Source organism: Spirillospora sp. NPDC048819 (assembly GCF_040650055.1).
In the GTDB taxonomy this organism is placed as follows: domain Bacteria; phylum Actinomycetota; class Actinomycetes; order Streptosporangiales; family Streptosporangiaceae; genus Spirillospora.
Map to the genome: position 1 here is coordinate 46,572 of NZ_JBEZGN010000022.1, position 12,879 is coordinate 59,450.

At 71.0% G+C, this 12,879-nt stretch carries 12 protein-coding genes, 1 pseudogene and 1 riboswitch; of the genes and pseudogenes, 7 read left to right on the forward strand and 6 right to left on the reverse strand.

What is annotated here, in order from left to right; all coding sequences use genetic code 11:
* Positions 1–2: 2 nt before the first annotated feature.
* Positions 3–1,253, reverse strand: a complete 1,251-nt coding sequence (locus AB0C35_RS26730; protein WP_358461094.1) for an NAD(P)/FAD-dependent oxidoreductase — start codon at positions 1,251–1,253, stop codon at positions 3–5.
* Between the two features lie 14 nt (positions 1,254–1,267).
* Positions 1,268–2,125, reverse strand: a complete 858-nt coding sequence (locus AB0C35_RS26735) for an LLM class flavin-dependent oxidoreductase (protein ID WP_358461097.1) — start codon at positions 2,123–2,125, stop codon at positions 1,268–1,270.
* Positions 2,126–2,365: 240 nt separating this feature from the next.
* Here AB0C35_RS26735 and AB0C35_RS26740 point away from each other — a divergent pair, with 240 nt between their 5' ends.
* Entirely contained in the window at positions 2,366–3,367 is a 1,002-nt protein-coding gene (locus AB0C35_RS26740) for an LLM class flavin-dependent oxidoreductase (protein ID WP_358461100.1), read from the forward strand.
* 112 nt (positions 3,368–3,479) lie between these two features.
* Here AB0C35_RS26740 and AB0C35_RS26745 read toward each other — a convergent pair whose 3' ends face one another.
* Together AB0C35_RS26745 and AB0C35_RS26750 are read right to left on the reverse strand one after the other, a co-directional pair.
* A complete protein-coding gene (locus AB0C35_RS26745; protein ID WP_358461103.1) occupies positions 3,480–4,886 on the reverse strand; it encodes an NAD(P)/FAD-dependent oxidoreductase in 1,407 nt (468 codons plus the stop codon).
* Positions 4,887–4,953: 67 nt separating this feature from the next.
* Entirely contained in the window at positions 4,954–5,787 is an 834-nt protein-coding gene (locus tag AB0C35_RS26750; protein ID WP_358461106.1) for an MBL fold metallo-hydrolase, read from the reverse strand.
* 156 nt (positions 5,788–5,943) lie between these two features.
* On the opposite strand from AB0C35_RS26750, the gene AB0C35_RS26755 reads away from it, so the two are divergent.
* The 5 genes from AB0C35_RS26755 to AB0C35_RS26775 all read left to right on the forward strand — a co-directional run bounded on the left by AB0C35_RS26755 (position 5,944) and on the right by AB0C35_RS26775 (position 9,250).
* The gene (locus tag AB0C35_RS26755; RefSeq protein WP_358461109.1) at positions 5,944–6,771 is read left to right on the forward strand and encodes an SAM-dependent methyltransferase; all 828 of its coding nucleotides are present in this window, start codon (positions 5,944–5,946) and stop codon (positions 6,769–6,771) included.
* Complete coding sequence (locus AB0C35_RS26760; RefSeq protein WP_358461112.1) at positions 6,768–6,998, forward strand: hypothetical protein; 231 nt, start codon at positions 6,768–6,770, stop codon at positions 6,996–6,998. Before AB0C35_RS26755 ends, AB0C35_RS26760 begins: the two co-directional genes overlap by 4 nt.
* Positions 6,999–7,056: 58 nt before the next feature.
* Complete coding sequence (locus tag AB0C35_RS26765) at positions 7,057–7,899, forward strand: helix-turn-helix transcriptional regulator (RefSeq protein ID WP_358461121.1); 843 nt, start codon at positions 7,057–7,059, stop codon at positions 7,897–7,899.
* A 6-nt stretch (positions 7,900–7,905) separates the two neighbouring features.
* Complete coding sequence (locus AB0C35_RS26770; RefSeq protein WP_358461124.1) at positions 7,906–8,103, forward strand: DUF397 domain-containing protein; 198 nt, start codon at positions 7,906–7,908, stop codon at positions 8,101–8,103.
* A 358-nt stretch (positions 8,104–8,461) separates the two neighbouring features.
* Positions 8,462–9,250 (forward strand): ATP-binding protein, encoded by a 789-nt coding sequence (locus AB0C35_RS26775; RefSeq protein ID WP_358461127.1) that lies wholly within the window; start codon positions 8,462–8,464, stop codon positions 9,248–9,250.
* A 35-nt stretch (positions 9,251–9,285) separates the two neighbouring features.
* Here the strand turns inward: AB0C35_RS26775 and metE are convergent, their stop codons facing one another.
* Both metE and AB0C35_RS26785 read right to left on the reverse strand, forming a co-directional pair.
* Complete coding sequence (gene metE, locus AB0C35_RS26780; RefSeq protein ID WP_358461130.1) at positions 9,286–11,529, reverse strand: 5-methyltetrahydropteroyltriglutamate--homocysteine S-methyltransferase; 2,244 nt, start codon at positions 11,527–11,529, stop codon at positions 9,286–9,288.
* 103 nt (positions 11,530–11,632) lie between these two features.
* A riboswitch (cobalamin riboswitch) is annotated at positions 11,633–11,831 on the reverse strand.
* A gap of 51 nt (positions 11,832–11,882) precedes the next feature.
* Entirely contained in the window at positions 11,883–12,575 is a 693-nt protein-coding gene (locus AB0C35_RS26785; RefSeq protein WP_358461133.1) for a histidine phosphatase family protein, read from the reverse strand.
* Positions 12,576–12,647: 72 nt separating this feature from the next.
* Between AB0C35_RS26785 and AB0C35_RS26790 the strand changes: the two are divergent.
* Positions 12,648–12,872: pseudogene (locus tag AB0C35_RS26790) on the forward strand (SDR family oxidoreductase); the annotation flags it as partial.
* Positions 12,873–12,879: the final 7 nt, after the last annotated feature.

Below are 12,879 nucleotides of genomic sequence, written 5' to 3' on the forward strand. Positions count from 1 at the left end.
CGTCATTGCGCCGGTGTGGTGGAATGTTCGGTCTCGTTGACGTCGATCTTCTTCATTGACCATTTGGCGATCCGCAGCGACATGTCGATCGCCTCCGTCGCGTATCCGACCATTTCCCGCTGGTAGCCGGTCACCGCGTCCGCCAGTTCCCGTTCGTCCCGGAACGCGGCGGTGAGCGCGCGGCACAGGCCCGCGGCGTCGCGCAGCGCGGTGTTGGCGCCCACCCCGCCGGTCGGCGGCATCGTGTGCGCCGCGTCCCCGAGCGGGATCACGGGCCCGGCCGGCCACGCCTCGACGGGCATCGTGGCCCGCAGTGCGAGCGGGTAGGTCTCCTCCGGCTGGGCGTGGGCGAACACGGCGCGCAGGTCCGGATGCCAGCCGGCGGTCTTGTCGAGGACCAGCTTGCACAGGTCCGCGCCGCTCATCGCGAAGAACGCGTCGTCGGTGTACCCCAGGTGGTCCTGGTGGACGCTGAACACGGACATGTAGTAGTCGTCGGTCTCGTCGAACTCCAGTCCCGGCCACAGCCGAGCCGCCGCCTCCCGCGGCGGGGTGCGGAACACCATCGGCATCCACGCGAGCCGGACCCCGTCCGGGGCGGTCACGTTGACGAACTGGTCGCGCAGGACGTCCGGGATGCCGGCGCCGATCGCCGTCTCCCTCGGCGTCCGGGTCAGGATCGCCCGCACGCCGAGGTCGTGGTGCCGGTCGTCCGGCCGCAGCTGCGCCCGCACCTGCGAGTTCGCCCCGTCCGCCGCGATGAGCACGTCGCCGGTGTCGCGGTGGCCGTCGGCGAAGTGCGCCACGACCTTGCCGTCCGCCTCCTCGTAGTGCGTGAACCGGCTGCCCCAGCGCACCGCGTCGCCGATGCCCGCGAGCAGGACGCGGCGCAGCGTGACCCGGTCGACGGCGTCCACCTTGTCGGGGTCGTCGCCGCGCGGGTCGCTGAACTCGGGGGCCCACGCCTTGACGAGCTGCTCGTCGTAGGCGACCAGGCCCTCCTGCTCACGGGCGTTGGACGTCGCCACGAGCAGGTCCTGCGCGCGGCGGGGCAGGCATTCGCGGAGCGCCTGCTCGCCCTCGGGGCTGATCCGCAGCCGGTAGCCCTGCATGCGTCCCACCGGCGACCGGTCGCGCTCATGCACGACGACGTCGCCGAAACCCGCCTGCCGGAGGCCTTGCGCGAGGGCGAGCCCGCCGATGCCGCCGCCGATGATGATCGTGCGCGGGGGCCGTTCCGGGGTCGCTTCCATGGGGTCCACCCCGCTCAGCGGAACACGACTTCGGCGATCCGATCCAGGTGATCGGGATCGGCGGTGACGGACAGGAGCAGCAGCTCGTCGCAGCCGTTGGCCGCGTAGCCGTCCACGACGTCCCGGAGCATCGACTCCTCCGAGATGGCGCCCTTGGCCAGGTGCGCGGCCATCTCGCCCATGTAGGAGTAGTACTTCATCATGTGCTCGGTGGCGGCCTCCTTGCCGCCGGGGCCGAGCGCCACGTAGCAGTTGGCGCCCATCCGCGGCGACCCCTCGCGCTTCTCCTCGGCCCACAGCTCCTTCACCCGGTTGACGATCTCCGGGTACTTCTGCGGCGGGCCGCCGGGGGAGATCCACCCGATCCCGTACCGGGCCGCGCGGCGCAGCCCGGCCGGCGAGTGGCCGCCGACCCAGATCGGGATGTCGCCGTTCACCGGGCGGGGGCCGACGCCGGGCACCGGGCCCTCGCCCCGCCACACCTCCCGGAGCTCCTCGATCATCGCGTCCAGCCGGCGGCCTCGGCTCGCGTGATCGGTGCCCGTGGCGGTGTAGTCGTCCTCGCGCATCCCGGAGGACACGCCGACGACCAGCCGGCCGCCCGACAGCCGGTCCAGGCTGGCGAGCTGCTTGGCCAGCTCGACGGTGCTCGGCCGGGACGCGGCGAGCAGGATCGCCGTCGTCAGCCTGATCCGCTCGGTGACCGCCGCGGCGGCCGACAGCGTCACGATGGGGTCGTAGTTGTCGTAGACCACACGGTCGACCACCGTCAGGCTGTGGAATCCGAGCCGTTCCGCGCGGCGCGCGAACTCGATCAGCTGCGCGCCGTCGGCACCGGGGACGGTCGTCGGCAGGCAGACTCCGATGTCCATTCGAACTCTCCTCGCACTTGTGCACGGGCTGGCTGTGGCCACCATCGTCGGGTGAAAGGATGGGGCGGCGGTCGAGCCTCAATGGAAATGGAAACCGCCCCGCCGAGGGCGTTTTCCCCGTTCTGCGCGTTGCCGGTCGAGAACGGCTCGACGACGCCTGGAGCCTTATTGCGCGCACTATCGACCATATCTATCTTTAAGGAATCGTGTGCGTGCGGCTATTTCCGGGAGGGCTGATTCTTGAAACTGGGAGCGATCATCGAATGGGCGGACGATCTCACCGAATTCCGGGATCTGGTGCGGCTCGCCGACGCCCTCGGCTATGACGTCATCGGCGTCGGGGACACGCCCGCCCGCGCCTGGGAGCTGTACGTCTCGCTCACCGTCGCCGCGCAGGAGAGCCGGACCGCGACGCTGACGCCGATGGTCACCACGCCGTTCCTGCGCCATCCCGTCGCGACCGCCACCGCCGTCTCCAGCCTCGACGAGCTGACCGGCGGGCGGATGATGCTCGCCCTCGGCAACGGCGGCAGCGTCCGCCGCGTCGTCGGGCGCTCCCCGGTGGCGACGCCCGCCGAACTCCGCGACTACGTCACGGCCGTCCGCGCCGTCCTGGACGGCGGGTCGGCGCACGTCGACGGGTACGACACCGAGGCCCTGACCCGGGTCCGCCCCATGCCGATCTTCGTCGCCGCGGACTACCCGGCGAGCCTGCGCCTGGGCGGCGAGCTGACCGACGGGGTCGTCACCACCGTCGGGATGTCGGAGGAGCGGGTGGCGCGGAAGGTCGCCGCCGTCCGGGAGGCGGCGGAGAAGGCCGGACGCGACCCCGACGCGGTCCAGATCTGGGGCTTCAGCTTCATCTCGGTCAAGCGGACCCGCGCCGAGGCCAACGCCGAGATCGGCGCCGCGCTGGCCTCCGACGTCGCGCTGCGGCTGAAGTCGCCGCACATGCGCAAGACCGTCCCGCCCGAGCTGCTCGGCGCGGTGGAGGAGATGGAGCGGCGCTACGACGTGTGGGACCACACCGTCGGCGGGAAGAACGCCAGGCTCCTCGAAGAGCTCGGGCTCGTCGACCTCGCGCTCGGCATGACGGGCATCACCGGCGACGCCGCCCAGGTGGCCGAGCATCTCGGCCGGCTCGAAGCGACCGGCCTGACGGGGGTGTTCGCGGCGCTCCCGCCGCTCGCCGACCGGGCCGGGACCGTCCGCGGCCTGGCCCAGGCGGCGTCCCTCGTCTGACCTCGCCCGAACCGTCCCCCACCCGGACGCGAAACGGCGCACCACGCCTCCCACGTGGTGCGCCGCTCGTGTCTCTGGCCGGCCCGCGTTTCCGGTCGGCTCGCGTCTCCGGTCAGCTCGCCTTCGCGGCGTCGGCGCGCCCCAGCCCGAGCCGCGGCCGGGTCACCAGGTACAGGCCGCCGACGGCGTTGGCCGGGTCGAGCGGCGACGCCTTGATCTCGTGCACCCGGTTGAGGTTGTTCAGCGGGTTCGGGTCGCCGCTGTCGGCTCCCTGCAGGTGCTCCCGGACGGCCTTGTACGCGTTCTCGGCGTCGTCCATGTCGGCGATGCCGGTGATGATGCGGTCGAAGGCGTCCTGGAGGTGCAGGTTGTCCCGCTCGTCGGACGTCAGCCGCTGGGCGTTGTAGAAGTGGTACTCCTTGCCCCGGTAGCTCTCGTAGAACACCGACACGAGCAGGAGGAGCCGCTCGTAGGCGTGCCGGTACACGGTCTCGTAGAACCGCCACGCGTCCTCTTCCTCGACCTCGCCGCGCAGCACGCTGGACACGGACGCCGCGCCGAGCATGGCGCTGTAGGTGGCGAGGTGGACGCCGGACGACAGCAGCGGGTCCAGGAACGCCGCGGAGTCGCCCGACAGCAGGTACCCGGGTCCGGCGAAGCTGTCGGACACGTACGAGTAGTCCTGCTCGGTCTTCATCCCGGTCACCTGCTCGGCGCCGTCGAGCATGTCCTGGATGGCCGGGCACTGGGCGAGCGCTTCGTCGTAGACCGCCTGGATGTCGCCGCCCAGCCGGGCGCGGCTGTCGTTGAACAGGTCCCGCCCGGTGACCAGGCCGACGCTCAGGTTGCCGTCGTGCTGGGGGATGCCCCAGATCCACCCGTTCGGCAGCGAGAGGATGGCGATCGCGCCCTCCGGCCCCTTGCCGAGCGGCTTGAAGTTCTTCCAGTACGCCCACGTCGCGACGTTGCGGAACACCCCGTGGAACCGGCGGTTCTTCAGGTGGCGGGTGGCCAGCACGCCGCCGCGCCCCGAGCAGTCGATGACGTGCCCGAACGCGATGCGGCCGCGGACGTCGGGCCGCCCGGCCTCCTGCCACTGCGCGGCGACCGCCCGGTCACCGTCGAACTCGATCTCGCGGACGCCCACGCCCTCGATGACCTCCACGCCCAGCTCGCGGGCGTGGTCGAGCAGGATCTGGTCGAACTCGCTGCGGACGACCTGCCAGGCGTTGACGTTGTCGGAGCCCTGGTCGGAGAAGTTGACCTCCCACTCCTCGGGGCCCCACTGGAAGTAGGCGCCGCCCTTGGGCTGGAAGCCGTGCGCCTGCACCTTGTCCCAGACCCCGGTCAGCTCGAAGATCGGGCGGCAGGACGGCAGGATGGATTCGCCGATGTGGTAGCGGGGGAAGGTGTCGCGTTCCAGCAGGGTCACCTCGAACCCCTCGCAGGCCAGCAGGGACGCCGCGGTGGATCCGGCGGGCCCGCCGCCGATGATCAGGATCTGGGTCGATTCGCGCATGGCCGCAGCATCGGCCCGCACGATGGAAGACCGCTCGCGATCCGAGCGAGTTCGGCTCCGGGCGAGTTCAGCTCCGGTCGGGGGTGAACGTGTGGGTCTGGCCGCGGTCGACGTAGGTGACGTCCCCGGCCAGGCCGCGGCGGTCGAGTTCGCGGCGGAAGTCGTCCAGCGACGAGCTGAACACGGTGTAGTCGTCGTAGTGGATCGGGACGGCGTTCGCGGGACGGATCGTCTCCAGCAGGTCGGCGCCCTGCGCGGCGTCCATGGTGACGATGAGCCCGCCGGGCAGCTTGGTGCCTCCCAGATGCAGGACGGCCAGGTCGATGTGGCGGTTCCGGCGCGCGATCTGCTGGATTCCGTCGAACATGAGGGTGTCACCGGTGATGTAGAGGCGGAACTGGACGTCGCCGGTGGCGGGACCGAACTCCAGGAGGCTGCCCATGACCGGTGGGAGGAGCATCTTCGCGGGGCCGGGCGCGTGCCGGCCCGGCATCGCGGTGACGCGCAGCAGGGCCCCGTCCTTGACCAGGGTGTGCGACTCCCAGGACCGCAGGCCGACCGTGTGCCGGAACCGGTTCCGGCCCTGCAGGCGGCGGGACGCGTGCGGTGTGGTGATGATCGGCAGACCCCGGTCGAGCTTCGCGCGCGCCACCCGGTCCCAGTGGTCGCCGTGCAGGTGGGACAGGACGACGGCGTCCAGGTGCGGCAGGTCGTCGACGCTCAGCGCGGGCTCGGTCAGCCGACGTGAGGTCAGCCCGTGCCCGAGGTACGCGCGCTGCCCGCGGTGCAGGAAGTTGGGGTCGGTCAGCAGCGTGAACGGCCCGCAGCGCAGCAGCGTCGTCGCGTTGCCGATGAACTGCATCGTGAGCTGCCTCAGTGCGAGTTCCGGCGCGGTCTTCATGGTCTTCCTCCCTCCGGCCGATGCGATAGCCCCGGTCATGCCCCTGACCTGGAGGCCGAACCATCGCCGGCGACCGGACACGGCGGAACCATCGCCGCGAGGCCGGACATGTTTCATAATTCGTGCATCACAAGTTGCGGCGACGGAGGCGAAACGGTGAGCGACATCGAGCAGGCTCCACCGGGTGTGGACATCACGGTCCCCAGTCCGGCCCGGATGTACGACTACATCCTCGGCGGCACGGACAACTACGAGGTCGACCGCACGGCCGTGGAGGCGGTCCGCGCGAAGATGCCCGAGCTCGAGGACGCGGCATGGGCGAACCGCGGGTTCCTGCAGCGTTCGGTGCGGTGGCTGGCCGAGCAGGGCGTCCGGCAGTTCATCGACATCGGCGCCGGGCTGCCCACGATGAACAACACCCACGACGCGGCGCAGGCGGTCGCGCCCGACGCGCGGATCCTGTACGCCGACAACGATCCGCTGGTCGCGGTGCACGCGAACGAGCTGCTGGCGGGCTCGTCCGGGACGGCGTTCATCACGGCGGACTTCCGCGACCCGGACGGTCTGCTGGGGCACGAGGAGACCCTGGCGATGATCGATTTCTCGGAGCCGGTCGCGCTGCTGGCGGTGGCGCTGACCCACTTCGTGCCGGACGACGACGACCCCTGGGGGCTCATCCGGCAGTACATGGAGCGGCTGGTGCCGGGCAGCTACCTGGCCCTGACGTCCATCACCAGTGACCGGCAGGTCGACGAGTCGGTCGGCAACCTCAAGCGGGTGTACTCCCGTTCCTCGGCCGGCGCCTTTCCGCGGACCCGCTCGGAGGTCGAGCGCTTCTTCACCGGGCTGGAGATCGTCCCGCCGTACGAGGGGGCGGAGGCGGCGCTCACCTACGTCGGCATGTGGGGTGCCGAGGACCCTGAAGCCGCCGACAGTGATGGGTCGCGGTGGGGCTACTGCGCTGTGGCGAGGAAGACAGGATGAAGAAGCCGTCCGTGGAGGAACTCGGCATCGACCCGGACACCGTGGACTGGAAGCGCTCGCAGAGTGACGAAGGCGGCATCGAGGTCGCTTTCGTCGGCGAGTGGACCCTTCTGCGCACGTCGGGCGACCTCATCTCGGTGTTCGACGAACACGAGTGGGCCTGTTTCCTGGACGGTGTCAAGAACGGCGAGTTCGATCACGCGGGTTCCTCGCCGACAGATCTGTGATTCACAAATTCGGAAGGCGTATGATGATGCCGGCCGTATGTCAAGGGAGGTGGCGCCGGTGAGCGACGCGTACGGCGCCACCGTCGCCAAGCGGGGGCTGGCGCGCCGCTTGAGGGAGCTGCGCGTCGAGGCGGGATACACGGCCAATCAGGTCTGCGACCGGTTGAACTGGGGTCGCGGCAAGGTCGGGCGGTTCGAGGCCAACACCTGGGTGCGGCCCGAGCTCAGCGACATCCGCGACCTGGCGCGCATCTACGGCGGCAGCGATCTCGACGAGCTCGAGGAGCTGGCGACGCGCGCACGGCAGCGGGCCTGGTGGCGTGACTACCCGGAAGTGTTCGACAACGAGTTCCCCGGTTTCGAGGGCGACGCGTCGGACATCCGGGTGGTCATGCCGCTGGTGCTGCCGGGGCTGCTGCAGACCCTGCCGTACATGCAGGCACTTCTGACCTCGGGATCGAAGCCGCCCGAGTGGCGGGAGCGGTCGCTGCGGGCGCGGGTGCGGCGGCAGCAGGTCCTGGACCGCGACGACGGGACGGCGCCGAAGCTGGTCGCGCTCGTCACCGAGGCGTCCCTGATGTACGAGTGGGGCGACGCCGGTGACCGCCGCGCCCAGCTCCGCCACCTGCTGGCCATGGCCGGGCGGCAGAACGTCGAGCTGAGGCTGCTGCGCCTGTCGGACGGCCTGCACCCGGGCATGTCGACGCTGGTCAACATCTTCCGGTTCCCCCACGGTGAGCCGCCCATGGTCTTCCTGGAGAACGATGCCGCCATCGAGCAGATCGACGACCCCGGCAAAGTGGAGGCACATGACCGCATCTTCGAGCAGATCCGCGAGGCGGCGCTGAGCACCGCCGACACCGCGGAACACCTGGAGAAACTGATCACGACGCTGGAGTAGACCGACATGGACCTCTCTCAGGCACGGTGGTTCAAGGCAACCGCCAGCGCGAGCAGCAACGGGGGCTGTGTCGAGGTCGCCGACCTCGAGACGGCCACGGCGCTGCGCGACAGCAGGACACCAGAGGCCGGGGCGCACGTCGTCGCCCGGTCCACGTTCGCATCGTTCCTCGACGATGTGCGTGCGGGCCGCTACGACCGCTGATCGGGCCGCACACCGGATCCCCCAGGGCTGCACCCCTGGGGGATCTTCATGTGTGCGGCCCTCTCTCAGGCGTCGTCAACGCTACAGCGCCGGCGCCGGCCGGTCCCGCCTCCGCCGGTACACGTTCAGATCACCGCGAGAAGATGTGTTTTGTACGCCTTCAGGGGCATTCGGTGAACGTCTCAACTGTGCCCGGAGAACCTTTGTGGTGTGCCGGGCCTTACCCGCCCGAATGTGCGAAGCTTGGATCTGTGATTCACACATAGCGAGTCGCGAACCATAGAGGTTCATGTCGCGAGTGTCTGAATTGCGAATGTTTGAAGCGCGTATGACTCCGCGAACTCTGAGGGTGGGCGTCATGACGAAGACCGCGATGGCATGCGGGATTCCCTGGAGGCTGGAGAACGGCGGTTGCGCATCCCTCCCTCTTCCCGGGGACGAGTCGATCGCCGCCATGGCCCGGCGCCACGTCGCGAGCCTGCTGCCCGCGCTCGGGCTGTCCGTCCGGGACGTCGACGACGTCACCCTCATGGTCAGCGAACTCGCCACGAACGTCCTGCAGCACGCCACGTCCCAGGAGAGATCTCCCGGCGCCGAACTCTGGGTCTACCAGCGCGGCGACGGGCGGGGCCACGACGAACTGGTCGTCAAGGCGTTCGACACGCTCAGGGAGTGGCGCGCCGATGGTGGGGCACGCCCGGACCGCGCCGGCGAGATGCTCGACCACGGCCGCGGCCTGGAGATCATCGACATTCTCGCCAAGGGCAGGTGGGGGTACCACCCGACCCGGTCCCGGCTGAGCTCACCGTCCGTGCGCGGCAAGGCCACCTGGTTCGCCCTGCCGATCCCGCGCACCCGCATCGCCCGCGGACGCCGGAACGGCCGGGCCGGCGACGAGCGACAGGCCACGAAGGTCCTTCACTCGCTGCTCGTCCAGCGCGGCATCGACCGCTTCACGCCCATGGAGGAACTCGGCGTCTGCGAGCTGTCCGGGCACGGCGACCTGAAGGTGTGGTGCGAGGACGCGATGTTCCGCTGGCACGCCCGCTCCGGCGAAACCGGAGGACTCCCCGTCACCGACATCACCGAGGCGTGCGAGCAGATCGTCCGGATCTGCGAATCGCTGGACGACGTCCACGTGGTCTGACCGTACGGGGGGGACGGTCAGACCACGTGGAACCCTCAGCCGGCCACGTCGTCCCTGACGCGCCGCGCCGCCGTCACCAGGTTCCGCAGCGACGCCTCCGTCTCCGGATACGCGCGGGTCTTCAGCCCGCAGTCGGGGTTGACCCAAAGCCGCGCCGGCTCCACGGCCCGCAGCGCGCGCCGCAGGTTCTCCTCCATCTCCCCGGCGCCGGGGACGCGCGGTGAGTGGATGTCCCACACGCCCGGCCCGATGCCGTTCTCGTACCCGGCGGCGCGCAGGTCGCCGACCAGCTCCATGTGCGAGCGGGCCGCCTCGACGCTGGTGACGTCGGCGTCCAGCGCCCCGATCGCCCCGATGATCTCGCCGAACTCCGAGTAGCACATGTGCGTGTGGATCTGGGTGGTGTCGGCGACGCCGGAGGTCGCGAGGCGGAACGCGCCGACCGCCCAGTCCAGGTAGGCGGGACGGTCGGCGTCCCGCAGCGGCAGCAGTTCACGCAGCGCGGGTTCGTCGACCTGGATGATCCGGATGCCGGCCGCCTCCAGGTCGGCGATCTCGTCGCGGAGGGCGAGCGCGACCTGCCGGGCGGTGTCGGCGAGCGGCTGGTCGTCCCGGACGAACGACCAGGCGAGCATGGTGACCGGACCCGTCAGCATCCCCTTGACCGGCCTGCTCGTCAGCGACTGCGCGTACGTCGCCCACTCCACCGTCATCGGCCGGGGACGCGCGACGTCGCTGTGCAGGATCGGCGGCCGGACGTACCGCGACCCGTACGACTGCACCCACCCGTGCTCCGTCGCGGCGTACCCGTCGAGCTGCTCGGCGAAGTACTGCACCATGTCGTTGCGCTCGGGTTCGCCGTGCACGAGGACGTCCAGCCCGAGGTCCTCCTGCAGTGCGATGACGCGGGCGATCTCGTCCTTCATCGCCCGCTCGTAGGCGTCGCCGGTGATCCGCCCGGCGCGGCGGTCGGCGCGGGCCCGGCGGATCTCGGGGGTCTGCGGGAAGGAGCCGATCGTCGTCGTGGCCAGTTCCGGCAGCCCCAGCGCGTCCCGCTGCGCGGCGAACCGGGCGGCGCGGTCGCCCCGGCGCGTGTCGCCGATCGACCCCAGCCGTTCCCGGACGGCCCGGTCTATCCCCGCGGCCGGCGCCGGTTCGGCCGGGGCGGGGACGTCCTCGCGCAGCGCCCGGCCGAGCGCCACGACCTCGGCGACCTTCTGCCGGGCGAACGCGAGCCGCTCCCGGACACCGGTGTCCAGCGACGTCTCGGCGTCCAAGTCGATCGGGACGTGCAGCAGCGAGCAGGACGTGCTCACCACGACCCGGTCGACGAGCCCGAGCACCGACGCGCAGACGGCCCTGGCCCGCCGCTCGTCGGCGCGCCACACGTTGCGGCCGTCCACCACTCCCGCCACGAGGGTCTTGCGCGGCAGCCCGCCGACCGAGGCGAGCACGTCGACATTGCCGGGCCCGGCGGCGAAGTCCAGGCCGATCGCCTCGACGCGGCTGCGGGCCAGGGTGCGCAGCGCGTCCGCCCCGATCGTCCCGAAGTAGGCGGCGACCATCAGCCGCGGCCTGCTCGTCAGCCGCCCCAGCCGCGCGTACGCCCGCGCCAGCGCGTCGATCTCCTCCTCGCTCCGGTCCGCGACGAGGGCGGGCTCGTCCAGCTGCACCCACTCCGCCCCGGCCCCGGCCAGGCGTTCCAGCACCTCGGCGTACACGTCGACGAGCCCGTCGAGCAGATCGAGCGGACGGAACCCCTCGGGCGCGTCCGCCGCGGGCTTGGCCAGCAGCAGATACGTGAGCGGCCCCACGAGCACCGGCCGCGTCTCGACACCGAGCGCCTTGGCCTCCCGGTACTCCGCCAGCGGCTTGGCCGCCGCACCCTCCGCCAGCCGGAACCTGGCGTCCGGCCCCAGCTCGGGGACGATGTAGTGGTAGTTCGTGTCGAACCACTTGGTCATCTCAAGCGGCGGGACGTCCTGGACGCCGCGCGCCATCGCGAAATACCGGTCGAACCCGGTCAGATGCCGGTACCTGTCCGGGACGGCGTCGACCAGCACGCTCGTGTCGAGCACCTGGTCGTAGAACGAGAACGTGTTCGACGGGACGGCGTCCAGCCCGGCGTCGCGCAACTCGGTCCAGACCGACGCGCGCAGTTCGGCGCCGGCCTTCGCGAGCGCGTCGGCGTCGGCGCGTCCCGCCCAGTAGTCCTCGGTGGCGAACTTCAGCTCCCGGCGCGCCCCGATGCGGGGGTATCCGAGGATCGTCGTGTTCATGGCGGCTTCCCTCGCTGTGCCACAAGCGGCCCGCGAAAGGGAATGCGCACGGCGAACCCCGTGCCGCAGACCGTCCCACGAGGCCGCAGACCCACCGCGCACCGGCCGGTGCGCGGGCGGAGGCAGGTCTTCGGACTCGCGGGCACCGCCTCCTCCGAGGCGTCCTACTGGCCGTCGCTTCCCAGGCCGCCGTGGCCCAGTGCGTGATGACGGCGGTCGTTCCCGCTCACCGCTGCGGGGCAGTCCCGGATTCCCACCGGGTTCCCTCTTACGACACCCGAACCCGCACGAGGCACGAGTGAACCGTCCGCAGGCCCGAGTCTATAGCCCGCCCGTGAACCGGCCCCGCGCGCCTAGTCCAGGAGCCCGGACGGAGCGGTCTCCTGGCTGGTGGACGCCTCGGCAAGGTGCGTCGTGCCGCCGCCGACGACGCGGAACCCGTACGGCCCGCTCGGCCGCCACAACTCGACGACGGCGCAGTTCGGGACGTCGCACGCGCCGTTGAAATGACGAAAGCCCCGCATCGCCGCGGCGTCGGGGTCGGTGACCCCGGTCATCAACGACCACATCACGGCCTTCATGAAGAGGCCGTGAGTGAACACCGCGATCAGCCCGTCCTCCGGACGTTCGGCGAGGCCGTCCAGGAAGGCGTTGGCGCGCCTGATCAGCGCCCGGAAGGACTCCCCGCCGCCGTTGACGTGATCAGGGTCACTCCGTTCCCAGTAGTCCTCGGCGAAGGGCCGCCGTTGCTCGTTCGTGGTCCGCGGCCCGTGCAACTCGCCCAGATAAGTGAACTCCTGGACGGGCCACTCCTCGTAAGGCACCCCGGGAAACCGCTCCGCGGTCGCCTGGGCGGTCTGACGCGCCCGGACGAACGACGAACTGACGATGAGCGCGGGCGGCCCGGTGAACGCCGCGGCCATCCGCACCGCCTGCTCACGTCCCCGCGCGGTCAGCGGGGAGACACCAGGCCCGTTCGTCGGCAGCCCGGCGTTCGACTCGCTCTGCCCGTGCCGGACCATCCACACCCGCCGCACCAAGATCACGCCGCCAGCCTGGCACACGGGCTCGGCGGCACGGAAGATCGGACGAGCCGCACGAGGAGAGGGGCGACCACGACGGCGCGCTACGAGAACTTCCTCGAAGGCCGGACCCCGGACGAGGCGGCGCGCATCGAGAACGAGATGCGCCTGCTGCACCCGGTCGGCAGGGTGGGCCGCCCGGACGAGGTGGCCGCCGCCGTCGCCTACCTGCTCTCGGACGAGGCGAGCTTCGTCAACGGCGCCGTCCTCCCCGTGGACGGTGGCCGCCACGCCGTAGGCCGCGACCCCGAAGAATCCTGACTCCGCG

Coding starts and splice junctions, on each gene's coding strand:
- AB0C35_RS26730 (WP_358461094.1), bottom strand. CDS start 1,253: ATGGAAGCGACCCCGGAACGGCCCCCGCGCACGATCATCATCGGCGGC.
- AB0C35_RS26735 (WP_358461097.1), bottom strand. CDS start 2,125: ATGGACATCGGAGTCTGCCTGCCGACGACCGTCCCCGGTGCCGACGGC.
- AB0C35_RS26745 (WP_358461103.1), bottom strand. CDS start 4,886: ATGCGCGAATCGACCCAGATCCTGATCATCGGCGGCGGGCCCGCCGGA.
- AB0C35_RS26750 (WP_358461106.1), bottom strand. CDS start 5,787: ATGAAGACCGCGCCGGAACTCGCACTGAGGCAGCTCACGATGCAGTTC.
- AB0C35_RS26760 (WP_358461112.1), top strand. CDS start 6,768: ATGAAGAAGCCGTCCGTGGAGGAACTCGGCATCGACCCGGACACCGTG.
- AB0C35_RS26770 (WP_358461124.1), top strand. CDS start 7,906: ATGGACCTCTCTCAGGCACGGTGGTTCAAGGCAACCGCCAGCGCGAGC.
- AB0C35_RS26775 (WP_358461127.1), top strand. CDS start 8,462: ATGACGAAGACCGCGATGGCATGCGGGATTCCCTGGAGGCTGGAGAAC.
- metE (WP_358461130.1), bottom strand. CDS start 11,529: ATGAACACGACGATCCTCGGATACCCCCGCATCGGGGCGCGCCGGGAG.